This window comes from Symbiopectobacterium sp. Eva_TO, from assembly GCF_053848865.1.
The window spans coordinates 3,862,427-3,885,859 of sequence record NZ_JBSPEY010000004.1; the positions used below are offsets into that span (position 1 = coordinate 3,862,427).

At 51.6% G+C, this 23,433-nt stretch carries 13 protein-coding genes and 13 pseudogenes; 17 read left to right on the top strand and 9 right to left on the bottom strand.

Annotated features, from left to right (window positions below; genetic code table 11):
* Positions 1 to 119 precede the first annotated feature (119 nt).
* The 3 pseudogenes from ACWWJF_RS22790 to ACWWJF_RS22800 form a co-directional block, all read left to right on the top strand.
* Positions 120 to 929: pseudogene (locus ACWWJF_RS22790) on the top strand (SpoVR family protein); the annotation flags it as partial.
* A gap of 100 nt (positions 930 to 1,029) precedes the next feature.
* A pseudogene (locus ACWWJF_RS22795) lies at positions 1,030 to 2,069 on the top strand (IS481 family transposase).
* Positions 2,070 to 2,127: 58 nt separating this feature from the next.
* Positions 2,128 to 2,868: pseudogene (locus ACWWJF_RS22800) on the top strand (SpoVR family protein); the annotation flags it as partial.
* A gap of 52 nt (positions 2,869 to 2,920) precedes the next feature.
* Here ACWWJF_RS22800 and fadR read toward each other — a convergent pair.
* Positions 2,921 to 3,640, bottom strand: coding sequence for a fatty acid metabolism transcriptional regulator FadR (fadR, locus tag ACWWJF_RS22805; RefSeq protein ID WP_455870651.1), 720 nt, complete (start codon positions 3,638 to 3,640; stop codon positions 2,921 to 2,923).
* Positions 3,641 to 3,871: 231 nt separating this feature from the next.
* Between fadR and nhaB (ACWWJF_RS22810) the strand changes: the two are divergent.
* The 4 genes and pseudogenes from nhaB (ACWWJF_RS22810) to dsbB form a co-directional block, all read left to right on the top strand.
* Positions 3,872 to 4,066: pseudogene (nhaB, locus tag ACWWJF_RS22810) on the top strand (sodium/proton antiporter); the annotation flags it as partial.
* Between the two features lie 180 nt (positions 4,067 to 4,246).
* Positions 4,247 to 5,497: pseudogene (gene nhaB, locus ACWWJF_RS22815) on the top strand (sodium/proton antiporter NhaB); the annotation flags it as partial.
* A 74-nt stretch (positions 5,498 to 5,571) separates the two neighbouring features.
* A protein-coding gene (locus ACWWJF_RS22820) for an IS3 family transposase (protein ID WP_455868685.1) occupies positions 5,572 to 6,740 on the top strand; the annotation gives its coding sequence in 2 pieces (ribosomal slippage) (positions 5,572 to 5,827 and positions 5,827 to 6,740; 1,170 coding nt in all).
* 323 nt (positions 6,741 to 7,063) lie between these two features.
* Positions 7,064 to 7,594, top strand: coding sequence for a disulfide bond formation protein DsbB (gene dsbB / locus ACWWJF_RS22825; protein WP_455870652.1), 531 nt, complete (start codon positions 7,064 to 7,066; stop codon positions 7,592 to 7,594).
* 72 nt (positions 7,595 to 7,666) lie between these two features.
* Here the strand turns inward: dsbB and ACWWJF_RS22830 are convergent, their stop codons facing one another.
* Complete coding sequence (locus ACWWJF_RS22830; protein WP_455871223.1) at positions 7,667 to 7,927, bottom strand: hypothetical protein; 261 nt, start codon at positions 7,925 to 7,927, stop codon at positions 7,667 to 7,669.
* A gap of 43 nt (positions 7,928 to 7,970) precedes the next feature.
* Here ACWWJF_RS22830 and ACWWJF_RS22835 point away from each other — a divergent pair, with 43 nt between their 5' ends.
* From ACWWJF_RS22835 to ACWWJF_RS22860, 6 genes and pseudogenes are all read left to right on the top strand, one after another.
* Positions 7,971 to 9,005 (top strand): IS630 family transposase, encoded by a 1,035-nt coding sequence (locus ACWWJF_RS22835; protein ID WP_455870938.1) that lies wholly within the window; start codon positions 7,971 to 7,973, stop codon positions 9,003 to 9,005.
* A 167-nt stretch (positions 9,006 to 9,172) separates the two neighbouring features.
* Entirely contained in the window at positions 9,173 to 10,504 is a 1,332-nt protein-coding gene (locus ACWWJF_RS22840) for an IS4 family transposase (RefSeq protein WP_455870653.1), read from the top strand.
* A 170-nt stretch (positions 10,505 to 10,674) separates the two neighbouring features.
* Entirely contained in the window at positions 10,675 to 11,715 is a 1,041-nt protein-coding gene (locus ACWWJF_RS22845) for an IS481 family transposase (protein WP_455870654.1), read from the top strand.
* A gap of 422 nt (positions 11,716 to 12,137) precedes the next feature.
* Positions 12,138 to 14,075 carry an exoribonuclease II gene (locus ACWWJF_RS22850; protein ID WP_455870655.1) on the top strand — a complete coding sequence of 646 codons (1,938 nt, stop codon included), beginning with the start codon at positions 12,138 to 12,140 and terminating at the stop codon, positions 14,073 to 14,075.
* A gap of 324 nt (positions 14,076 to 14,399) precedes the next feature.
* Positions 14,400 to 14,606 (top strand): carbon starvation CstA family protein, encoded by a 207-nt coding sequence (locus ACWWJF_RS22855; protein ID WP_455871224.1) that lies wholly within the window; start codon positions 14,400 to 14,402, stop codon positions 14,604 to 14,606.
* A pseudogene (locus tag ACWWJF_RS22860) lies at positions 14,585 to 15,492 on the top strand (carbon starvation CstA family protein); the annotation flags it as partial. The gene ACWWJF_RS22855 and the pseudogene ACWWJF_RS22860, both read left to right, overlap by 22 nt.
* Positions 15,493 to 15,574: 82 nt before the next feature.
* On the opposite strand, the gene ACWWJF_RS22865 reads toward ACWWJF_RS22860, so the two are convergent.
* The 3 genes and pseudogenes from ACWWJF_RS22865 to ACWWJF_RS22875 form a co-directional block, all read right to left on the bottom strand.
* Positions 15,575 to 16,389, bottom strand: a protein-coding gene (locus ACWWJF_RS22865; protein ID WP_455870656.1) for an IS5 family transposase whose coding sequence is annotated in 2 segments (ribosomal slippage) — positions 15,575 to 16,074 and positions 16,074 to 16,389 — 816 coding nt in all. Because the reading frame shifts where the segments join, the coding sequence is not laid out codon by codon here.
* An 11-nt stretch (positions 16,390 to 16,400) separates the two neighbouring features.
* Positions 16,401 to 16,946 (bottom strand): annotated as a pseudogene (locus ACWWJF_RS22870) (transposase); the annotation flags it as partial.
* Between the two features lie 4 nt (positions 16,947 to 16,950).
* Positions 16,951 to 18,115: pseudogene (locus tag ACWWJF_RS22875) on the bottom strand (IS3 family transposase).
* A gap of 72 nt (positions 18,116 to 18,187) precedes the next feature.
* Between ACWWJF_RS22875 and ACWWJF_RS22880 the strand changes: the two are divergent.
* Positions 18,188 to 18,310: pseudogene (locus ACWWJF_RS22880) on the top strand (IS256 family transposase); the annotation flags it as partial.
* Between the two features lie 86 nt (positions 18,311 to 18,396).
* Complete coding sequence (gene rnd / locus ACWWJF_RS22885) at positions 18,397 to 19,524, top strand: ribonuclease D (protein ID WP_455870657.1); 1,128 nt, start codon at positions 18,397 to 18,399, stop codon at positions 19,522 to 19,524.
* A 48-nt stretch (positions 19,525 to 19,572) separates the two neighbouring features.
* Here the strand turns inward: rnd and minE are convergent, their stop codons facing one another.
* The 3 genes and pseudogenes from minE to minC all read right to left on the bottom strand — a co-directional run bounded on the left by minE (position 19,573) and on the right by minC (position 21,366).
* Positions 19,573 to 19,842 (bottom strand): cell division topological specificity factor MinE, encoded by a 270-nt coding sequence (minE, locus tag ACWWJF_RS22890; RefSeq protein ID WP_222160745.1) that lies wholly within the window; start codon positions 19,840 to 19,842, stop codon positions 19,573 to 19,575.
* A gap of 3 nt (positions 19,843 to 19,845) precedes the next feature.
* Positions 19,846 to 20,657 (bottom strand): annotated as a pseudogene (gene minD, locus ACWWJF_RS22895) (septum site-determining protein MinD).
* Between the two features lie 22 nt (positions 20,658 to 20,679).
* On the bottom strand, positions 20,680 to 21,366 hold the full coding sequence (gene minC / locus ACWWJF_RS22900) for a septum site-determining protein MinC (protein WP_455870658.1): 687 nt from the start codon (positions 21,364 to 21,366) through the stop codon (positions 20,680 to 20,682).
* 133 nt (positions 21,367 to 21,499) lie between these two features.
* Between minC and ACWWJF_RS22905 the strand changes: the two are divergent.
* Positions 21,500 to 21,664: pseudogene (locus ACWWJF_RS22905) on the top strand (YcgL domain-containing protein); the annotation flags it as partial.
* A 350-nt stretch (positions 21,665 to 22,014) separates the two neighbouring features.
* Positions 22,015 to 23,078, top strand: a pseudogene (locus ACWWJF_RS22910) (IS3 family transposase); the annotation flags it as partial.
* Here the strand turns inward: ACWWJF_RS22910 and ACWWJF_RS22915 are convergent.
* Positions 23,077 to 23,223 (bottom strand): annotated as a pseudogene (locus ACWWJF_RS22915) (hypothetical protein); the annotation flags it as partial. The pseudogenes ACWWJF_RS22910 and ACWWJF_RS22915 sit on opposite strands and share 2 nt — an antisense overlap.
* Between the last annotated feature and the right edge of the window lie 210 nt (positions 23,224 to 23,433).

The window sequence follows — 23,433 nt, forward strand, 5'->3', positions numbered from 1 at the left end:
CTGTTTTCGCGGCAATCTTTTCTGCCAAACACTGGTTTTCACGGCACTTTTATCAGAGTGAGCTACGATTAATAGAGTCTGCACGAAAGCGTGTAGAAGGCACTGTGGGGGGCGCGCTGATGGTGACAAAAACAAAGACTCGAGTACCGCAAGCTGAGACACGTTTGAATGATGGACCAGACTGGACGTTCGATTTGCTGCAAACCTACCTTGAGGAGATTGATCGGGTGGCGAAGCACTATCGCCTCGAAACCTATCCACATCAAATCGAGGTCATCACCTCTGAGCAAATGATGGATGCCTATTCGAGCATCGGTATGCCCATCAATTACTCCCATTGGTCTTTTGGTAAGCGGTTTATCGAAACCGAACAGCGCTATAAGCACGGTCAGCAAGGGTTGGCCTATGAGATCGTTATCAACTCCGATCCCTGTATCGCATATCTGATGGAAGAAAACACCATCACCATGCAAGCCTTGGTGATGGCGCACGCCTGCTATGGTCACAACTCCTTTTTTAAAGGTAACTATTTGTTTCGAAGTTGGACCGATGCAGGCACCATCGTTGACTACCTGATTTTTGCCCGTCAATACATCGCCCAATGCGAAGAGCGCTATGGCGTAGAAGAGGTCGAGCAACTGCTTGATTCCTGCCATGCGCTGATGAATTACGGCGTCGACCGCTACAAACGCCCGCAAAAGATTTCGCTGGAAGAGGAAAAACTGCGTCAGAAAAGCCGTGAGGCCTATTTGCAAAGTCAGGTCAATGAACTGTGGCGCACCCTGCCACGCCGCGATCCCGAGGTTTCGCTCGAAGCGGCGCGTCGTTTCCCACGCGAGCCGCAGGAAAATATTCTCTATTTTATGGAGAAGAATGCGCCGTTACTGGAACCCTGGCAGCGCGAAGTACTGCGCATTGTACGTAAAGTGTATTAGTCGCGACTTGATCTGACACTGGACCTTGAAAGGTTGAGAGTTACCGGTTTTGATATGGGTGTCGAATCCTTATACAAAACACGAGGTAACTCTCATGCTTCATACTAACAATCCCATCATCAAACACAAAGTCGGCCTGCTCAATCTCGCCGAAGAACTCGGTAACGTATCAAAAGCCTGTAAAATCATGGGGTGTCACGCGACACGTTTTATCGCTATCAGGAACTGGCGGCAGAAGGCGGCATTGACGCTCTGGTTAACCAAAACCGCCGGGTTCCCAACCTGAAAAACCGTGCTGATGAAGCCACTGAACGTGCGGTTGTTGATTACGCCATTGAGTTCCCGGCTCATGGCCAGCACCGGACCAGTAATCAGCTGCGTAAAAAAGGCGTCTTCATTTCTGGCAGCGGTGTGCGCTCCATTTGGCAACGACACGATCTGGAAAACTTTCGTAAGCGCCTGAAGGCACTCGAGGAAAAAGTTGCCAGAGAAGGCATCGTACTTACTGATGCTCAAATCGCTGCACTGGAGAAGAAGGCGCACGACGACGAAGCCTGTGGTGAAATAGAGACTGCTCACCCGGGTTATCTGGGGTCGCAGGACACCTTCTACGTGGGTAATCTGAAAGGTGTTGGCCGTATCTACCAGCAGACGTTCGTGGATACGTACTCGAAAGTGGCGCACTGCAAGCTTTACACGAGTAAAGCACCGATCTCTGCCGCCGACCTGCTCAATGATCGCGTGCTGCCGTTCTACGAAGCTCAGGGGCTGCCAATGCTAAGAATACTGACGGACAGGGGGACGGAGTACTGCGGTAAAGTGGAACAACATGACTATCAGCTGTACTTGGCTATCAACGATATAGACCATACGAAAACGAAAGCGATGTCTCCGCAGACAAACGGTATCTGCGAGCGCTTCCATAAAACTATTTTGCAGGATTTTTATCAGGTTGCGTTCCGTAAGACGTTATACGAGGACCTAGAAAGTCTACAAAAGGATCTGGACAACTGGTTGTGGCATTACAATAATGAGCGAACTCATCAGGGTAAAATGTGCTGCGGGCGTACGCCAATGGCCACGTTACTTGATGGTAAACGAGTCTGGGCAGAAAAAAATCTGAACCAGATTTAATCTGACAGACACCTGTATAAATAACCGGTAACTGTCAGATCAGGTCTGAGCTAATACACGTAAAGTCAGCCAATATTTTTACCCACAAAAGCAGACTCAGGTCATGAACGAGGGCTGGGCAACGTTTTGGCACTACACCATTCTCAATCATCTCTACGATGAAGGAAAATTGACCGAGCGCTTTATGATGGAGTTCCTGCACAGCCACACCAATGTGGTCTATCAGACTCCGTACAACAGCCCGTATTACAATGGCATTAACCCTTACGCGCTCGGGTTCGCCATGTTTCAGGATATCAAGCGTATTTGCCAGACACCAACGGAGGAGGACCGCTACTGGTTACCTGATATAGCAGGCAAGGACTGGCTGGAAACTCTGCATTTCGCCATGCAGAACTTCAAGGATGAAAGCGTTATCAGTCAGTTTTTGTCACCCAAGGTGATGCGCGATTTCCGGCTATTTACCGTGCTGGATGATGACCATAACAATTATCTGGAAATTGCTGCGATCCACGATGAGGAAGGCTACCGGATGATCCGTCAGGAGCTGTCCGCGCAGTATAACCTCAGCAATCAGGAACCCAATATTCAGGTCTGGAATGTGGATCTGCGCGGTAACCGCTCGCTGACGCTGCGCTATGTTCCTCATCACCGCGCACCGCTCGACAAGAGCAGCCACGATGTGATGAAACATGTACACCGACTGTGGGGATTTGATGTTTATCTGGAGCAACAGAATGCAGATGGCAGCGTAGAGTTGGTTGAACGCTGTCCGCCGCGTAATCCAGGTGTTAACTGAAGCCCGTGTCACGTGTCGCGCTCACACAGTGCGCGACACGTGGCGGCGTTAATTAGCGACGAACCTCAGCAATATCGCGCGGGATCTGGTTTTGCATGCTGTGCCAGATAGCGCCGCTCTCTTTTCCGTAGGTACGCACGGCATCCATCACGCGCTCGTGTTGACCTTCTTTCGCGATGGTTTCCAGACGAGCATAAAAATCAATAGCCAGCTTACGCGCTTCCGGGTTGGAGAAGTAGTAACGCCCAACCCGCATATACAGCCCTTTCAGCCCGTTAAGGATTAATCCATAAATCGGGTTGCCAGAAACAAACGCCAATCCGCGGAAAATAGCATAATCCAGTTGCGTAAAGGCATCGGCGTTGTCTTCGACACTGGCACGCTGTATTAATACCTCCTGACTCTTATCAGGGTGTTGACGCAGGGCGGTACGAATAAAGATCGCCGCAATATTGGTGCGCACAGCCAGCAGATTATCAATCAGTTGCGGCACACTGTCATGATCGAGTCTTGCCAGCGTTTCCAGGATATTCAGCCCTGATGTTTCCCAAAAATTATTAATTTTCGTGGGCTTACCGTGCTGAATCGTCAGCCAGCCATCACGTGCCAGGCGCTGTAACACCTCGCGTAACGTGGTTCGGGTTACCCCGATCAGTTCCGATAATTCACGTTCCGCAGGTAAGATAGAACCGGGAGGAAAACGATTATTCCAAATACTTTCGATAATATATTCTTCCGCGAATCCAGCAGGACTTTGCGCCTTGATAACCATGTGTGTGATGTTCCATTACGATATAAAAGCGGACTCATCATACCAGAGCAGTCCGCTATCAAATAGCGTGGCAGGGAGACAAAAACAGAATTCCGACAGAAACTGTGACACTTCACAAGCTGATTTATTTAAAAGTCACCGCATTGGGCTTAGTATTGACCACGTCGTTTACCGTCAGTGAACGGTAAGTCAGATTTCACACCGTTAGACAATAAGGGAACCGCAAAGAAAATGACGGACATGTCGATAAGACGCGCACTGCAAAATAATTTTCTGGGGCAATGCCCCGGTTGGTATAAATTAACCCTGCTGGGTTTCCTCATCCTCAATCCTCTGGTGTTTTTTTGTGTAAGTCCTTTTTTAGCGGGCTGGTTACTGGTCGCCGAGTTTATTTTCACGTTGGGCATGGCCCTGAAATGCTACCCGCTTCAACCCATATCGTTATACACATCTTTTGGCCATTTTTTGAACAGGATGCTCAGAACCCCGTGAATTAAGGCATTCAAGCCATCCCATTGGCTTTTTGAGGTTCAAAATGCCACTCTGAGATAAACCCGTAACTCATTGATTAAACAGTGCGTTAGAAAGATGTGTATAACGATATGGCTTCAACCTGGCGGGTTACTGGCTCTGCAAGCGGTGTTTATCGGCATGACAAGTCCAGAGCAGATCTGGCATGAAGTTTCTCGCAATATTCCCGTCATCACGCTGCTTATGTTTATGGTTGCGGGTATCTACTTTATGAAGCCGCTGCTGCTGTTCGTGTTCACGCGACTGTTGCTGCGTATCCAATCCAAGACGATGCTTTCACTCGCCTTCTGTCTGGCTGCCGCATTTCTGTCGGCTTTTCTGGATGCCTTGACCGTCATTGCTGTGGTGATTGGCGTCGCCACCGGGTTTTACGATATTTACCACCGGTACATTACAGGGCTGGATCAACAGGCCGAGGCCATCACCAATGAGCATGCACAAACGTTGGAACAATTTCGCGCCGTTCTACGCAGTCTGTTGATGCACGCGGGCGTGGGCACTGCCCTCGGCGGCGTGATGACCATGGTGGGTGAACCACAAAACCTGATTATTGCCAAAACTGCTGGCTGGGATTTTGCTAACTTTTTCTTGCGTATGTCCGCGGTTACCGTCCCAGTATTCCTGTGCGGTATTGCTACCTGCATTCTGGTAGAGCGTGTAAAAATTTGCGGCTACGGTGCCACACTGCCGGACACTGTGCGTCAGGTTCTGGAGGATTATGAACGTAAGACTAGTGCCGAACGAGCACCGCAAGAACGCGTTATGCTATGGATTCAGGGCGTTATTGCCATCTGGTTGATTGCAGCCTTGGCGTTTCATCTGGCGGAAGTGGGTTTAATCGGGCTGAGCGTTATTATTCTGGTTACTTCGTTTTGCGGCATCACCGAAGAACATGCCATTGGCAAAGCCTTTCAGGATGCGATGCCTTTTACGGCACTGCTTACCGTGTTCTTTGCCATCGTCGCGGTGATTATTGACCAGCAACTGTTCACACCGCTGATTCAGTTTGTGCTTCAGGGGTCGGCGCAAAACCAGCTTACACTGTTTTATCTGTTTAACGGCCTGCTCTCTTCTATTTCTGACAATGTATTCGTTGGCTCTATTTATATCAACGAAGCGCATCAGGCCTTTGTACAAGGCCGCATCTCACAGGAGCAGTTTGAGTTGTTGGCGGTAGCGATCAATACCGGTACTAACCTGCCTTCAGTCGCAACACCCAATGGACAGGCCGCCTTTTTCTTTTTGCTGACTTCGGCCCTGACCCCGCTCATTCGACTTTCTTATGGCAAAATGGTGGTTATGGCACTGCCCTATACGATAGTGATGATGTAGTGGCACACTGATACTGGCCACCTGAGCGGAGGTGATATGCTCACCTCATCAACACGACAGGTGACCTCATGGGTAAACATTTTACGGCGGAATTTAAGCTCGAAGCCGCAAAGCTGGTTGTCGACCACGGCTACACATACGTTAAGGCCGCAGAGGCGGTTAATGTCAGCCATTCTGCCATTAGTCGCTGGGTCAATAAGCTTCGCCTTGAACGACAGGGAAAAACGCCAACGGGACTTCCTCTTACCCCTGAACAGCTCGAGCTGCGTGAGATGAAGAAAAAAGTCCAATGCCTTGAAATGGAGAACGAAATCCTAAAAAAGGCTACGGCGCTCTTAATGTCGGACTCACTCAACGGTTCACGGTAGTCGACAGGCTGAGGGCGCGATACCCGGTCACGGCGTTGTGCCAAACTTTTGAGGTACATCGCAGCAGCTACAGGCACTGGCAGGCTTCCGCTAATGAACCCGACGGTGAGCACGTGGTTAAGTGTAGTCGCGTCATGGAAGCCTGGAACGCCAGCGGCGGCTCTGCCGGCGCTCGAAGTATCGCGACCATCGTCACCGGCAGCTCTGGTGTCAAAATGGGGCGCTGGCTGGCTGGCAAGCTGATGAAGGAGCTGGGTATCGCCAGCTGCCAGCGACCGGCTCACAAATACAAACGCGGCGGCAATGAACACGTTGAAATACCGAACTATCTCAACCGCCAGTTCGCGGTTACCGCGCCGGATCAGGTCTGGTGCGGCGATGTGACCTACATCTGGACGGGCAAATGCTGGGCTTACCTTGCGGTGGTGCTAGACCTGTTCGCCCGCAAACCGGTGGGCTGGGCCATGTCGACGTCGCCGGACTCGGCGCTGACAGTTAAAGCGTTGCAGATGGCCTGGGAACTCCGGGGACAACCAACAGGAGTCATGTTCCACAGCGACCAGGGCAGCCACTATACCAGCCGTCAATACCGGCAAGCCCTGTGGCGCTGCCGGATAAAGCAGAGTATGAGTCGGCGGGGTAACTGCTGGGATAATGCGCCAATGGAGCGGTTCTTCCGCAGCCTGAAGACAGAATGGGTGCCGACAAAGGGTTACAACAGCTTCAGCGAAGCCCAGGACGCGATTATCCGCTACATCACGGGGTATTACAGCGCTATCCGGCCTCACTGGTATAACGGCGGCTTAACTCCAAACGAATCTGAGCGACTGTTCTACATACAGTCTAATGCGGTGGCCAATATTAGTTGACCACTACATGACGCTGTTAGGCTGGCTGTGCGTTGCATTCGCATTAGTGCCTGCAACAGAACTGCTTACTGAATGGCAGTGGATAGCGCTACCAAAACTGTAAACACAGACGCATCGCTACGCACAACTATCGTGTATAGTGAACGGGTTACAACGCTTAGCCGTAGCGTGCGATCTGTCAAAGGATGGCAATCGCAGAAATGATATATAAATAGAGTATCAAATAAATAGATTGTTACGTTTTGCTCAGTGAAATGATGGCGGCATTGCCTGTACCGTCTTTGCCGCCAAATCGATCATTTTTTTAGCATGGAATATTCGTTATGTTGCCATTTCTTAACCGCTGCTCACGTGGGCGCGGTGCCTGGCTGTTAATGGCTTTGACGGCGTTTGCCTTTGAATTGGTCGCGCTTTATTTTCAGCATGTCATGTTGCTCAAACCTTGTGTGCTCTGTATTTACCAACGCAGCGCACTGTTCGGCGTGATGGGAGCCGGGTTGCTGGGTGCTATCGCCCCCGCGACCCTGCTGCGCTATCCAGCAATTTTCCTGTGGATCTACAGCGCTGTCGAAGGATTAAAGCTCGCCTGGGAGCACACCAATGTCATGCTGCATCCTTCACCGTTTGCCGTGTGTGATTTCTTTGTCAACTTCCCGTCATGGCTGCCGCTGGACAAATGGCTGCCCTCCGTCTTCGTCGCCTCTGGTGACTGTGCCGAGCGCCAATGGCAGTTCCTGTCACTGGTCATGCCGCAGTGGATGCTGGTCATTTTCGGTGCGTTTCTGGTGATGGGGGTACTGGTGCTGATTGCCCAGCCGTTCAAGCCTAAACGTCGCGATCTGTTTAGCCGCTAATCCTGTCGTTGCCAGATGGCCTGCGCCATCTGGCAATACAATAGCCTAAGATCTCGTCGACCGTCTGCGACCTCACTGGTGAAGCAAGAGGTCTAGGGGATACCTGAAACCTTTATGCGATGCGTCCAACGCCACAACGCGTACATGCCGGTTGCAAATAAACCATATTTCATCGCGATCGTTTGCCAGTATGTAATAGGCATCTGAGGTTTCAGAAGGATTAAAGCACCCCAGCACACGGTACGCTGTCCCCAGCGAAAATCCGCTTTGCAGCGGCAGCGGTCGAGGGCCGTTGTCCAACTCATGAATTCGTAGATATATACTCGTAATCATTGAAGATGCTTGATTTTCCATGAACAATACCCATTTCATGGTTATGAACATTCATCCCACTGAAGAGCAGAAAAAAAAGTTAAGGAATCTTCACCAAACAAGTCGTGACCATCATGTGCGCGATCGGATACGGTGTGTCCTATTGTCTGCCGATGGCTGGACGCCAGGAATGATTGCACAATCGCAACTTATTCACGAAACCACGGTACGCCGTCATCTAAATGATTGGCTAAAGGGTGAGAAACTTGCGCCTGAGAATGGCGGCTCTGATAGTCATCTCAGCGAAGAGCAAACCGCTGAACTCACCACATCTCTGACGAACAACCTTCTTCCCACTACACAGGCTATCATTGAACAGGTTGTTGATTGGTGGGGTATCCGCTACACCGTTCCGGGAATGACTAAATGGCTGCACCGCAACGGCTTCAGTTATCGAAAGCCTGTCGGTATCCCACATAAATTCAGTGCAGAAGCGCAGCAGGCGTTTGTGGAAACCTACAACGAGCTGAAACAAAAAGCCGGTGACGATGAACCCATCCTGTTCATCGATGGCGTCCACCCGACACAGGGAACAAAACTGGCATATGGCTGGATGCCTGCAGGAAAAAAATCTCAGCCAGTGGAAACCACCGGTAGTCGTACCCGTCTGAACATCATGGGAGCCCTGAACCTGAACGACATCGGCAGCACGGTGGTTCGGGAGTACGACAGCATCAACAGTCTCAATATCGCCCGCTTTTTTATCGCCATCCGGGAAACTTACCCGATAAGACAGAAGGTGCATATCATACTCGACGGAGCGGGTTACCACCGGGCGGAGCTGGTGAAAAAGTGGGCATATGTGATGAATATCGACCTCCACTATCTGCCGCCTTACAGCCCGAATCTGAACCCGATAGAAAGACTGTGGAAAGTGATGAATGAAAAGGTGAGAAACAACCGCTACTTCGCTTCACCAAAGGCGTTTCGGCAGGAAATACACCACTTCTTCCGCAATATATTACCGGGACTGGCGGGGGGCTTGTCGCGCAGGATTAATGACAACTTCCAGACGCTGAAAAATGCAACTTCAAGTTAATCGAGTATAGACGCTGTGGAACGATGGCATCACACGTAAGGTCACCTCGTTATACACAAGTCCGCAACGCCTTATATGCCAAGGGTTAGCGGGCTGAAATAGGCAGCCGGTGGGGTTGTAAATGAAGTGAAACCGACGTGTACTATCGCCATTTACGGCGCTGAAAAATGACACGGGATTCAGATGGCTGGGCACACCAAGAACTGGAAGGGGTAAATCTTGGTGACACGAGGCTCAATAAGCGCGCCAAAGGGCTTTTGATACGGCTGGCTGAGAATCCGCAAGCCAGCATTCCGCATGCGTGCCTCGGATGGTCTGAGACGCTGGGTGCTTACCGCTTCATGGAGAACCAAGCATTCGAATGGCGAGACATTCTGCAACCTCACTGGCAGCGTACGCAGGAAAGGATCCGAGAACACGAGGTTGTGCTGTGTATCCAAGACACTACCGAGCTTGACTTCAACGGGCAGCAAATCCAAGGATTGAGTCCCTTGAACTACGAAGCCAGGCGTGGTCTGTACCTGCATCCGACCTACGCGGTCAGTCCGGATCGCGTGGGGTTGGGCGTACTGGATGCGTGGATGTGGGCAAGAGAGCCGAAGGATGCAGACGGAAAACGCGATGGGCTCAAGGAGAGTACGCGCTGGCTCGAGGGATACGAGCGAGTTGCTGAACTCGCCTCGGAGTTGCCAAACACACGTCTGGTGTACTTAGCCGATCGCGAAGCGGATATCAAGGCGTTGATGCAGCTCGCTGATGACCTTGGCACTCCGGCTGACTGGTTGATCCACTCGACTCATAATCGCAGTCTGGACTGTAATGAGAAGCTTTGGCAGAAGGTTGGAAAGACCGTGCCGGTGGGAGAAATCCAATTCGTTATGGCGGCTCGCGCGGGGCAGAAGGCGCGTACGGTGAAACAGGCGCTGCGCGTGAAGCGAGTGTCGCTGCGTTGCGGGTTGGCAGTGACTTGTGTGATAGCCAAGGAAATTGAGCCGCCAGCAGGCGTGAAGCCGGTCGAGTGGCGGTTGCTGAGCAATCGCGTACCTGAAGGACGAGAAGATATCGTGGAGCTGATCGACTGGTATCGGGCTAGATGGGAAATCGAGATGTTCTTCAATGTGCTGAAGAACGGCTGCTGTGTCGAAGCGTTACAGTTATCGACCGTGGATCGCATTGAGCGGGCATTGGCGCTGTTCATGATCGTGGCATGGCGCATCGCCTATTTAATGCGTATGGGACGAACCTGTCCAGAGCTGGACGCAATGTTGTTCTTTGATTCCGACGAGACTCATGGCGCTTACCTACTGATGAACAAGCGTATGCCCAAGGGCCGCCCTAAGCTAAACGAAGTATTGCGCTTAGTTGCGCAACTGGGAGGCTTTCTTGCTCGAAAAGGCGACGGTGAACCAGGCGCAAAAACTATCTGGAAAGGCTTGCAGAAAGTCATGACGGCCGCCGAAACGCTAAGCGCGCTCAGGCACGAACAGAGATGTGTATAACGAGGTGGCCCTTACTCCGGGTCTTCTCTTGTTGTGGTGGCTGAAGGCATGATAATGGTGCATTTAATTGTATTAGTCGCGACTTGATCTGACACTGGACCTTGAAAGGTTGAGAGTTACCGGTTTTGATATGGGTGTCGAATCCTTATACAAAACACGAGGTAACTCTCATGCTTCATACTAACAATCCCATCATCAAACACAAAGCCGGCCTGCTCAATCTCGCCGAAGAACTCGGTAACGTATCAAAAGCCTGTAAAATCATGGGGGTGTCACGCGACACGTTTTATCGCTATCAGGAACTGGCGGCAGAAGGCGGCATTGACGCTCTGGTTAACCAAAACCGCCGGGTTCCCAACCTGAAAAACCGTGCTGATGAAGCCACTGAACGTGCGGTTGTTGATTACGCCATTGAGTTCCCGGCTCATGGCCAGCACCGGACCAGTAATGAGCTGCGTAAAAAAGGCGTCTTCATTTCTGGCAGCGGTGTGCGCTCCATCTGGCAACGACACGATCTGGAAAACTTTCGTAAGCGCCTGAAGGCACTTGAGGAAAAAGTTGCCAGAGAAGGCATCGTACTTACTGATGCTCAAATCGCTGCACTGGAGAAGAAGGCGCACGACGACGAAGCCTGTGGTAAAATAGAGACTGCTCACCCGGGTTATCTGGGGTCGCAGGACACCTTCTACGTGGGTAATCTGAAAGGTGTTGGCCGTATCTACCAGCAGACGTTCGTGGATACGTACTCGAAAGTGGCGCACTGCAAGCTTTACACGAGTAAAGCACCGATCTCTGCCGCCTACCTGCTCAATGATCGCGTGCTGCCGTTCTACGAAGCTCAGGGGCTGCCAATGCTAAGAATACTGACGGACAGGGGGACGGAGTACTGCGGTAAAGTGGAACAACATGACTATCAGCTGTACTTGGCTATCAACGATATAGACCATACGAAAACGAAAGCGATGTCTCCGCAGACAAACGGTATCTGCGAGCGCTTCCATAAAACTATTTTGCAGGATTTTTATCAGGTTGCGTTCCGTAAGAAGTTATACGAGGACCTAGACAGTCTACAAAAGGATCTGGACAACTGGTTGTGGCATTACAATAATGAGCGAACTCATCAGGGTAAAATGTGCTGCGGGCGTACGCCAATGGCCACGTTACTTGATGGTAAACGAGTCTGGGCAGAAAAAAATCTGAACCAGATTTAATCTGACAGACACCTGTATAAATAACCGGTAACTGTCAGATCAGGTCTGAGCTAATACAGCTACAATATTCCTCGCGGCAATCTGGCCGCCTATTACCCGGAAACCAATCCGTTAGTACCGCTCTCAAGCGTAGGTCATGAAACCTTTACATAGACCTCAAAATCGGTGCCCGTGATCATAACCCGCAGCCAGCGCGATACTGAAACTGAGCGACGTATCGCCTGATATACAGGCGTCTCGGCACTGGTCGGGACGCCTGCGTTCCACTCCTGTTACGCGATGCATTAGCGGTTATTCTCAAAACGCGAAGATTGCTCTCATTGATATACATCACGCTTGCCGCCAGCACGGGTTTCGCGTAAAACTGTCTGCCATTCATTAGTGTCGTTAATAACCGCATCTGGACATCTCTTTTACTCATTATGTTTCAAGATAATCCGCTACTTGCCCAGCTAAAACAGCAACTTCACTCCCAAACTCCGCGTGCTGAAGGCGTAGTGAAAGGCACTGATAAAGGGTTCGGCTTTTTGGAAGTCGACGCACAAAAAAGCTACTTTATTCCACCACCGCAGATGAAGAAGGTGATGCATGGCGATCGTATCGTTGCGACGCTCCACACCGATAAAGATCGTGAAATCGCAGAGCCGGAATCCCTGATTAAACCCTTTTTGACGCGCTTTGTTGGCCGCGTGCAGAAAAAGGATGACCGTTTTTCCATCCTGCCCGATCATCCGCTGTTGAAAGAGGCGATCCCCTGCTGTACCGGACGTGACGTCAATCACACCTTTCAGTATGGTGATTGGGCTGTGGCGGAAATGCGTCGCCATCCGCTCAAAGGCGATCGCAGCTTCCATGCTGAATTAACGCAATACATCACCACCGGCGACGATCCGCTTGCGCCGTGGTGGGTGACGTTGTCACGTCATAATCTTGAACGTACTGCGCCAGAAATGGACAGCGAATTGACGCTCAATGACGGCAATCTGACGCGCGAAGATTTGACCGCACTGACCTTTGTTACCATCGACAGCGCCAGCACCGAAGACATGGACGATGCGCTGTATGCTAAAGACAACAGCGACGGCACGCTGGAACTTACGATCGCCATTGCCGACCCTACCGCCTATGTGGAAGCGGGCAGCACGCTGGATAGGCTGGCGCGTCAACGTGCGTTTACCAACTACCTACCGGGATTCAATATTCCGATGCTGCCGCGCGTGCTTTCCGACGATCTCTGCTCGCTGCGCGCGCAGGAGCGCCGCCCGGCAGTGGTGTGCCGCGTCACCGTCGCGGCCGACGGTACGCTGGGCGATGATGTGCAGTTCTTTGCCGCCTGGGTAGAATCCAAGGCCAAACTGGTTTACGACAACGTTTCAGACTGGCTGGAGCAACAGGGGGAATGGCAGCCGGAGAACGATGCCGTTGCCGAGCAAATCCGTTTGTTGCACCGCATCGGTCTGGCCCGCAGCGCTTGGCGTGCCACCCACGCGCTGGTGTTTAAAGATCGTCCTGATTACCGTTTCCTGCTCGGTGAGCAGGGCGATGTGCTGGATATCGTGGTTGAGCAACGTCGTATCGCTAATCGTATCGTCGAAGAAACCATGATCACCGCCAATATCTGCGCCGCACGCATGCTTAAAGAGAAGCTTGGCTTCGGCATTTACAACGTGCACAACGGTTTCGAGCCAACTCAGGTCGATCAGGCCGTGACGGTGTTAAGCAACAACGGCATTGAAGCGGACGCTGCTGCGCTGTTGACCCTGGACGGCTTTTGCAAACTGCGCCGAGAGCTGGATGCGCAGCCGACGTCATTTTTAGACAGCCGCATTCGTCGCTTCCAAACCTTCGCCGAGGTTTCCACTACGCCAGGGCCGCATTTTGGTTTGGGGCTGGATGCGTATGCCACCTGGACCTCACCCATCCGCAAGTTTGGCGACATGATCAACCATCGCCTGCTGAAAGCAATTATTTGCCGACAGCCCGCTGAGAAACCGCAAGATGACATCACGCAACAAATGGCGGAGCGCCGTCGTTTAAACCGGATGGTCGAGCGTGACGTCGGTGACTGGCTGTATGCTCGTTTCCTGAAACCGAAAGCCGGGACTGATGCCCGCTTCCGCGCCGAGATCATAGATGTAACGCGTGGTGGTCTGCTTGTGCGTTTGCTGGACAACGGTGCCGTTGCCTTTATCCCGGCTTCGTTTATTCACGCAGTACGCGATGAGTTAGTCAGCAGCCAGGAAACGGGCACGGTCTCCGTCAAAGGTGAAGTGGTCTACCGCCAAAGCGATACGCTGGATGTGGTATTGACCGACGTGCACATGGAAACGCGCAGTATCATTGCCAAACCCGTAGCATAAACTTCTGATGTCGCCAACCTGCGGGTTGGCGACACCGATTTTCTCCGCATCAGATTCTCCCTGCCCCTATCATCATTAGCCAAAACTGAATTTAATTTACAAAAATTCACTCTTGCTCACATTTTCTCATCTGCACCTGCCGCGCATCACGCTGAAATACACTATGTTTTTAAGGGTTGCGCCGTTTGCCATGGCGCCACGCCCTAAAAGCCAGCAAAACTCTCGCCCCATTAGTTGGGTAACGAAGGAGCCGTTGTCATGAATAATGTCAAGAGCATAGTGATCTGGCTGTTGGTCGCATTAGCTGGGGCTATCGCCTTCGCGATGCTGGCCTTAAGCCGTGGAGAGCACGTTAATGCCGTGTGGTTGGTCATTGCCGCCATATCCTGCTACAGCATTGCCTACCGCTTTTACAGTCTGTTTATTGCTAAAAAAGTGTTTGAACTGGACGACCGTCGTGTCACGCCAGCTGAGCGTCACAATGACGGGTTGGATTATGTTCCCACTAACCGGGCGTCTATTTCGCCATGAACTCACCGTCTGCGCTGATCGGTACCACCGTTGAACAAGCCTCACAGGTGATCAACGGCTGGGGCTTTATGATCACACCGGAAGCGCTGAGTGAAATAGCCAAAGACGTGGGCGAAGCCTCTATTCTGTCACGTGCCGGGGGGCACCTACCTTTGCGGTGGGTATGGCGCATATCATCACCGAAATCTTTAACAGTCGGGCCATGATGGCATTCTGGTATCACTTCGCCATCCTGTTTGAAGCACTGTTCATTTTGACAGCTGTCGATGCCGGTACCCGCGCCTGCCGTTTCATGGTGCAGGATCTGGTCGACCACGCCATTCCTGGTATGGGCAAGAGCCACTCCTGGCTGGGTAACATGGCGGGCACCACGGTGGCGGTAGCCGGTTGGGGATTCTTTGTCTATCAGGGCGTTATCGATCCTCTCGGTGGGATTAACACCTTGTGGCCGCTGTTTGGTATCGGAAACCAGATGCTGGCTTCTATGGCGCTGATTCTTGGTACCGTTGTGCTGTTCAAAATGAAGAAACAGCGCTACGCCTGGGTAACTATACTGCCGACCATCTGGCTGTTTATCACTTCCATGACCGCCGGCTGGCAGAAAATCTTCCATGAAAAAGCCAGTATCGGTTTTCTGGCCCAGGCTAAACGTTTCTCGCAGGGTATTGAGCAAGGCACGTTAATCGCTCCAGCCAAGACCATCAAAGATATGGAAACCATTGTGTTCAGCAACCAGATCAACGCCGCACTGTGCGGGTTCTTTATTCTGGTAGCGGTTACCATGCTCATTTCCGCCTTTTTCGTGATTCGCCGTGCGCTGGCAAGCGAGACGCCGACGGCAAAAGAAGTGGCTGTTATATTACGTGAAGAAACAACGCACCGTTAACCGCCTCATTAACGGTGCTGTGTGCCGATGCCCGTCAGCAATGACGGGCATTTTTTTCCATTGTGATACTAGGCTGTGTCCCTTAATTACATAACCTCTGGTAAAACAGGCGGATGCAGCCCAGTTTCAACATTGCCAGATAATTCCTCGCCGTTTTGTCGTAACGTGTCGCAATGCGACGGTATTCTTTCAGACGGCCAAAGCACCGCTCAACAACGTTCCGATTGCGGTAGGCGTCACGATCGAGCTTTGAACGACCATCCACCGCCATTTTTTCAGTGGATTTTCGGGGGATGACAGTTTTTATACCTCTTTTTTTCAGCTCGTTACGTAATACATGCCCGGAGTACGCCTTGTCAGCGAGTACCGCATGACCACGGCGTTTCATACTGCCGTTCTGGCGTTGAACACCAATACCGTCCAAAAGACGTAGTGCAAACTGACTTTCATGAGCCTGACCGGGGCTCAACACGATGTTTAACGGAAGACAACTTCCGTCTGTAGCCAGATGGATTTTGGTGCCAAAACCACCTCGAGAGCGACCCAGCCCATTATCTCCGGTGATATCGGGATGTTTTTTTGAGCACCGGCAGCACATTTCAGCACCCTGATATTGCTACCATCCAGCGCAGTCGCTGACCAGTCCACGAGGCCATGGGCATCAAGTGATGAAAGTAACTTATTGAAAATAATGTTAATGACTCCCGATTTTGACCATCGGTTAAAGCGGTTATAAACGGTTTTCCATGGGCCGTATCGCTCAGGTAAATCACGCCATGGGGCACCAGAGCACAGCCCCCAGAACATGCCATTGATAATCATGTGATGCTCAGCCCATGGGCGTCCGGCCTGTGGTGTTGCTGGTTCAGCAGGGAGTAAGGGGTCTTCCCCGATCATGGTGGGAAGGCTCAGAACGCCATATCCAGCTTCCCGTAGTGGAACATCACTCCCAGCTTAAAGCGCTCCCAGTTTCGGTATCCCCTGGCTTTTATCCTCAGCAGCCTGATCTTGCTGTTCAGTGCCTCCGCATTTCCGTTTGAGACTCTGTGTCGCATGGCATTCAGGATCCCGTACAGCCTTTTTCCTATCGTTTTCGCCGCGTTTTTCATCATGGGAACGTCACTGTTGGCCGCCAGCGCCAGCCATCTCTGCCTGTCATTCCGTCTTTCCTCGCTCCATGGCCTGTTCCAGATATCCTTTGCCAGCTCTTTCAGCGCCCAGCACTGGCTCGTCAGCTTCATCTGTGCACGCAGCCATATCAGCTTTTCCTGCCTGGATTCGGTCATCCACTTATCGCTGTACTGCCACAGGAAGCGGGTCCCCTTTGCCTGACGCCGGCTTTCAACAGGAAGGTGCGGATGTTCATTCTGGCGGGTTTTATCCACCACTTCGCCCAGTTGCTTTGCTACATGGAAGCGGTCGAAGGCGATTTTCTCAACCGCACTGGGTATGTAGTGGTCAACTAATATTGGCCACCGCATTAGACTGTATGTAGAACAGTCGCTCAGATTCGTTTGGAGTTAAGCCGCCGTTATACCAGTGAGGCCGGATAGCGCTGTAATACCCCGTGATGTAGCGGATAATCGCGTCCTGGGCTTCGCTGAAGCTGTTGTAACCCTTTGTCGGCACCCATTCTGTCTTCAGGCTGCGGAAGAACCGCTCCATTGGCGCATTATCCCAGCAGTTACCCCGCCGACTCATACTCTGCTTTATCCGGCAGCGCCACAGGGCTTGCCGGTATTGACGGCTGGTATAGTGGCTGCCCTGGTCGCTGTGGAACATGACTCCTGTTGGTTGTCCCCGGAGTTCCCAGGCCATCTGCAACGCTTTAACTGTCAGCGCCGAGTCCGGCGACGTCGACATGGCCCAACCCACCGGTTTGCGGGCGAACAGGTCTAGCACCACCGCAAGGTAAGCCCAGCATTTGCCCGTCCAGATGTAGGTCACATCGCCGCACCAGACCTGATCCGGCGCGGTAACCGCGAACTGGCGGTTGAGATAGTTCGGTATTTCAACGTGTTCATTGCCGCCGCGTTTGTATTTGTGAGCCGGTCGCTGGCAGCTGGCGATACCCAGCTCCTTCATCAGCTTGCCAGCCAGCGCCCCATTTTGACACCGGAGCTGCCGGTGACGATGGTCGCGATACTTCGAGCGCCGGCAGAGCCGCCGCTGGCGTTCCAGGCTTCCATGACGCGGCTACACTTAACCACGCGCTCACCGTCGGGTTCATTAGCGGAAGCCTGCCAGTGCCTGTAGCTGCTGCGATGTACCTCAAAAGTTTGGCACAACGCCGTGACCGGGTATCGCGCCCTCAGCCTGTCGACTACCGTGAACCGTTGAGTGAGTCCGACATTAAGAGCGCCGTAGCCTTTTTTAGGATTTCGTTCTCCATTTCAAGGCATTGGACTTTTTTCTTCATCTCACGCAGCTCGAGCTGTTCAGGGGTAAGAGGAAGTCCCGTTGGCGTTTTTCCCTGTCGTTCAAGGCGAAGCTTATTGACCCAGCGACTAATGGCAGAATGGCTGACATTAACCGCCTCTGCGGCCTTAACGTATGTGTAGCCGTGGTCGACAACCAGCTTTGCGGCTTCGAGCTTAAATTCCGCCGTAAAATGTTTACCCATGAGGTCACCTGTCGTGTTGATGAGGTGAGCATATCACCTCCGCTCAGGTGGCCAGTATCAGTGTGCCACTACAAGGTGGTGTGGCTGGCAATCCAGTCGGCCTCACAGAAATGGACGATGCCACTGCGGGACTGGCGTATGGCAATGAGCCGTTTTATTATCGAGTTCGGTGACCGCCTGGACGGTCACTACTGAGAAAGGCATTTACACAGAATCATGTACAGGGTCTATACCGGCGTTGTTTTTGCAGTAGCCGACAGTTAAAAACAAGAGAACACGTTTTGAATTATCAGTTAATCAGCGACAACAATGGCCTGGAACAGGTTTGTCAGCAGGCGCGTCAGCACACGCAGGTCGCGCTGGATACCGAATTTGTCCGCACTCGCACCTATTATCCGCAGTTGGGTCTTATCCAGCTTTTTGACGGTGAAACCCTCTCTCTGATCGATCCCCTCACTATCAGTGCGTGGCAGCCGTTTGTGGCGCTGTTGCAAGATTCGCAGGTGACCAAGTTCCTGCACGCCAGCAGTGAAGATCTTGAGGTGTTTCTTAATGCGTTTGGCGTGTTGCCGCATCCGTTTATCGATACACAGATTTTGGCTGCCTTTCTCGGTAAACCCTTGTCGTATGGATTTGCTGCATTAGTGGCAGATTATCAAGGTGTGACGTTGGATAAGACCGAATCGCGTACCGACTGGCTGGCTCGTCCGTTGACTGAGAAACAGTGTGACTATGCCGCCGCAGATGTCTTCTATCTGTTGCCGATGGCTGAGAAGATTGTGGCCGAAACGCGTGAAGCCGGATGGCTGGACGCGGCGTTGGATGAATGCCGGTTACTGTGTCAGCGTAAACAGGACATCCTCGCGCCGGAATTGGCCTATCGTGAATTTGGTAACGCCTGGCAACTGCGTGGCAAGCAACTGGCTTGCCTGCAACTGCTTGCTCAGTGGCGTCTGAATCTGGCGCGCCAGCGCGACAGCTCAGTTAACTTTGTGGTAAGGGAAGAAAATTTGCTTCAGGTGGCGCGCTGCATGGCGTCCTCGTTGGGCGAGTTGAGAGCTCTTGGGCTGAGCGGCCCGGAAATTCGTTATCACGGTAAAACACTGCTCGATATTGTCGCCCAGGCCAATGCGCTACCGGAATCCCAGTATCCTGCGCCGATCGTGAATCTGATCGATTACCCAGGCTATAAGCGCGTGTTTAAAGATATCAAAACTCTGGTGACGCAGGTGAGTGAACGTAGCGGACTTTCCGCTGAGTTACTGGCATCACGGCGTCAGATTAACCGCTTGTTGAATTGGCATTGGAAGTTGTTTGCTCAGCAAGGTTCGGTACCTGAAATGTTGAACGGCTGGCGAGCTGAACTGTTCGCTGCGCCGCTGCGCGATTTGTTGACTCGCGAAGGGTAATAGCAGAATACCCCCCACATGGTGCGGGGGTTATTTAATTCCTTGGACTCATTTAGCGGGTTCTTCCGGTTCTGGCAGGGTGACGTTAAGTTCAAGCACGGAGATATCATCCCCTTTTTGCTCCAACTGAACTGTCACCATTTCCGGGTCGATCTGTACGTATTTACAGATCACCGCCAAAATATCCCGCTTTAACTGTGGCAAATAATGTGGCTCACTGTCGCCACGGCGGCGTTCCGCAACGATAATTTGCAGCCGCTCCTTGGCAATATTCGCGGTGTTTTTTTTGCGGGACAGAAAGAAATCGAGTAAGGCCATAATTTATCCCCCAAAAAGGCGTTTAAGAAAACTCTTTTTCTCTTCCTCAATGAAACGGTAGGGACGATCTTCACCCAGCAAGCGATCGACGGTGTCAGCGTAGGCTTTGCCTGCATCGGAAGCGATATCAAGGATCACCGGTTCCCCTGGTTTGATGCACGCAGTACGGACTGATCTTCGGGAATAACGCCAACCAGCGAAATACGAAGGATCTCCAGTACATCTTCCATGCTTAACATATCACCGCGGCTAACGCGGCCTGGATTGTAACGGGTGAGCAGCAGATGCTCTTTAATCGCATCCTGACCGTGTTCAGCCCGGCGTGATTTGGAGGCAATGATGCCGAGAATGCGGTCAGAGTCGCGCACCGATGACACTTCCGGGTTGGTGGTAATAATGGCTTCGTCGGCAAAATAGAGCGCCATCAATGCACCCGTTTCAATCCCAGCCGGGGAGTCGCAGATGATAAAATCAAACTCCATTTCTGCCAGCGTATCCAACACTTTTTCTACGCCTTCTCGGGTTAGTGCATCTTTGTCACGAGTTTGTGACGCGGGCAGAATATAGAGATTTTCCGTGCGCTTGTCTTTGATTAATGCCTGATTCAGCGTGGCATCACCTTGAATCACATTGACGAAATCGTAAACCACGCGGCGCTCGCATCCCATGATGAGATCGAGGTTACGAAGACCAATATCGAAGTCGATAACAACCGTCTTTTTACCTTTCTGGGCTAAACCGGTAGCAATGGCCGCGCTTGAAGTAGTCTTGCCAACGCCCCCTTTACCCGATGTAACAACAATAATGCGTGCCATAAATAGTTCCTTGTTAAAGGGCTTAGTCTAGAGGTTTTATGGTTAAATCGTTTGCGAGTTGGTCGAGCTTCAGACGCACGGCCTTCCCGAAATGGGCCGCTGGGATCTTGTCACTGAGCCAGTAGCGCCCAGCGATGGATACCAGTTCGGCTGCAAGATGCGTACAGAAGATTTGGCTCTGCACATCACCCGAGACGCCCGCCAGCGCTCGTCCCCGCATCATGCCGTAAATATGGATATTGCCATCGGCGATCACCTCTGCACCGGCGCTGACGCTGCTCAGTACGATTAAGTCGCCCTCTCTGGCATAAATCTGTTGGCCAGAACGAACCGGCGTAGTAATCACTTTGGTTTTGGCTATTGCTGGTGCAACGGGAATAGGCTCAGGTGCCCGACGCGGCGACTTACCTTCATTTAACAGCGGCAATCCCGCTTTGATAATGGCTTTTTTAAGTACCTCGTTCTTACAACCGCTCACGCCCACCACGTGTAACCCCGTAGAAATAATAGCGTGCTGGATAGATAACCAGTCTATTTCGTCCGTCAGGGCGGCAACATTAATAACCACAGGCGCATTTTTTAAAAATGCTGGAGCCTGCTCAATCTTTTCCTGTAATGCTTTAATAATTACCTCAGGTTGCGACTCATACAAATGAACAACCGATAAGGTAAAATTGCTGCCTTTTAACTCAATTGGCGTTTGTGACATCTATCCTGACTCAGTTTCAGCCTGTTAAATCCCTGGATTTGCATGGCAACATGATATTCCAGAGTGCTGTAAGCATGTTATAGTCACAATTATATACAGGCAAGATGACATTCCCATCTAATCGAGTAAAAAAATGTTTTGTGTGATCTATCGAAGCGCCAAACGCGATCAAACCTATCTCTATGTTGATAAAAAAGACGATTTTTCCCGCGTACCGGAAGCGCTGATGAAAAGTTTTGGTACACCGTATTTGATGATGCTATTACCGCTTGATGGCAGCAAAAAATTAGCGTCAGCCTGTAGTGGCACACTGATACTGGCCACCTGAGCGGAGGTGATATGCTCACCTCATCAACACGACAGGTGACCTCATGGGTAAACATTTTACGGCGGAATTTAAGCTCGAAGCCGCAAAGCTGGTTGTCGACCACGGCTACACATACGTTAAGGCATATCGTTATACACATCTTTTGGCCATTTTTTGAACAGGATGCTCAGAACCCCGTGAATTAAGGCATTCAAGCCATCCCATTGGCTTTTTGAGGTTCAAAATGCCACTCTGAGATAAACCCGTAACTCATTGATTAAACAGTGCGTTAGAAAGATGTGTATAACGATATGACGTTAAGGCCGCAGAGGCGGTTAATGTCAGCCATTAGTCGCTGGGTCAATAAGCTTCGCCTTGAACGACAGGGAAAAACGCCAACGGGACTTCCTCTTACCCCTGAACAGCTCGAGCTGCGTGAGATGAAGAAAAAAGTCCAATGCCTTGAAATGGAGAACGAAATCCTAAAAAAGGCTACGGCGCTCTTAATGTCGGACTCACTCAACGGTTCACGGTAGTCGACAGGCTGAGGGCGCGATACCCGGTCACGGCGTTGTGCCAAACTTTTGAGGTACATCGCAGCAGCTACAGGCACTGGCAGGCTTCCGCTAATGAACCCGACGGTGAGCGCGTGGTTAAGTGTAGCCGCGTCATGGAAGCCTGGAACGCCAGCGGCGGCTCTGCCGGCGCTCGAAGTATCGCGACCATCGTCACCGGCAGCTCCGGTGTCAAAATGGGGCGCTGGCTGGCTGGCAAGCTGATGAAGGAGCTGGGTATCGCCAGCTGCCAGCGACCGGCTCACAAATACAAACGCGGCGGCAATGAACACGTTGAAATACCGAACTATCTCAACCGCCAGTTCGCGGTTACCGCGCCGGATCAGGTCTGGTGCGGCGATGTGACCTACATCTGGACGGGCAAATGCTGGGCTTACCTTGCGGTGGTGCTAGACCTGTTCGCCCGCAAACCGGTGGGCTGGGCCATGTCGACGTCGCCGGACTCGGCGCTGACAGTTAAAGCGTTGCAGATGGCCTGGGAACTCCGGGGACAACCAACAGGAGTCATGTTCCACAGCGACCAGGGCAGCCACTATACCAGCCGTCAATACCGGCAAGCCCTGTGGCGCTGCCGGATAAAGCAGAGTATGAGTCGGCGGGGTAACTGCTGGGATAATGCGCCAATGGAGCGGTTCTTCCGCAGCCTGAAGACAGAATGGGTGCCGACAAAGGGTTACAACAGCTTCAGCGAAGCCCAGGACGCGATTATCCGCTACATCACGGGGTATTACAGCGCTATCCGGCCTCACTGGTATAACGGCGGCTTAACTCCAAACGAATCTGAGCGACTGTTCTACATACAGTCTAATGCGGTGGCCAATATTAGTTGACCACTACACCCATGTTAATAAATGCAGGTAGGTCTGCATATCGGGCAACTGCATTTTCAAAAAGATCGACCAACGACGTATAGTTATCCGGATTAATTTCGGCGGGCACGTTTGCCGGATAACGCGTTAACCAGATTTTCTCCAAGGTATCACTCCCAAGGTATTTTTTTAGTGGCATGATGATTCTCCCACCGCTCGTTTAATTAACATTATTTTAACTCAACTTACCAGTTGCTGCTGAGACAATATCGAGGTTGAGAGTTCGATCACTCCTTATTGTTAATCATATGTATCAAAAAAAATGAGGCGACCTGCGTCGCCTCGTTGTTCTCCGTTTTTCTAAGAGAGAAAAACC

Excerpts from the sequence above, each read along its gene's own strand:
- ACWWJF_RS22830 (WP_455871223.1), bottom strand. The coding sequence starts at position 7,927 with ATGATTACGAGTATATATCTACGAATTCATGAGTTGGACAACGGCCCT.
- ACWWJF_RS22855 (WP_455871224.1), top strand. The coding sequence starts at position 14,400 with ATGCTGGCCTTAAGCCGTGGAGAGCACGTTAATGCCGTGTGGTTGGTC.
- ACWWJF_RS22845 (WP_455870654.1), top strand. The coding sequence starts at position 10,675 with ATGCTTCATACTAACAATCCCATCATCAAACACAAAGCCGGCCTGCTC.
- ACWWJF_RS22850 (WP_455870655.1), top strand. The coding sequence starts at position 12,138 with ATGTTTCAAGATAATCCGCTACTTGCCCAGCTAAAACAGCAACTTCAC.
- ACWWJF_RS22840 (WP_455870653.1), top strand. The coding sequence starts at position 9,173 with ATGACACGGGATTCAGATGGCTGGGCACACCAAGAACTGGAAGGGGTA.
- minC (WP_455870658.1), bottom strand. The coding sequence starts at position 21,366 with ATGTCACAAACGCCAATTGAGTTAAAAGGCAGCAATTTTACCTTATCG.
- dsbB (WP_455870652.1), top strand. The coding sequence starts at position 7,064 with ATGTTGCCATTTCTTAACCGCTGCTCACGTGGGCGCGGTGCCTGGCTG.
- fadR (WP_455870651.1), bottom strand. The coding sequence starts at position 3,640 with ATGGTTATCAAGGCGCAAAGTCCTGCTGGATTCGCGGAAGAATATATT.
- minE (WP_222160745.1), bottom strand. The coding sequence starts at position 19,842 with ATGGCCTTACTCGATTTCTTTCTGTCCCGCAAAAAAAACACCGCGAAT.
- ACWWJF_RS22835 (WP_455870938.1), top strand. The coding sequence starts at position 7,971 with ATGAACATTCATCCCACTGAAGAGCAGAAAAAAAAGTTAAGGAATCTT.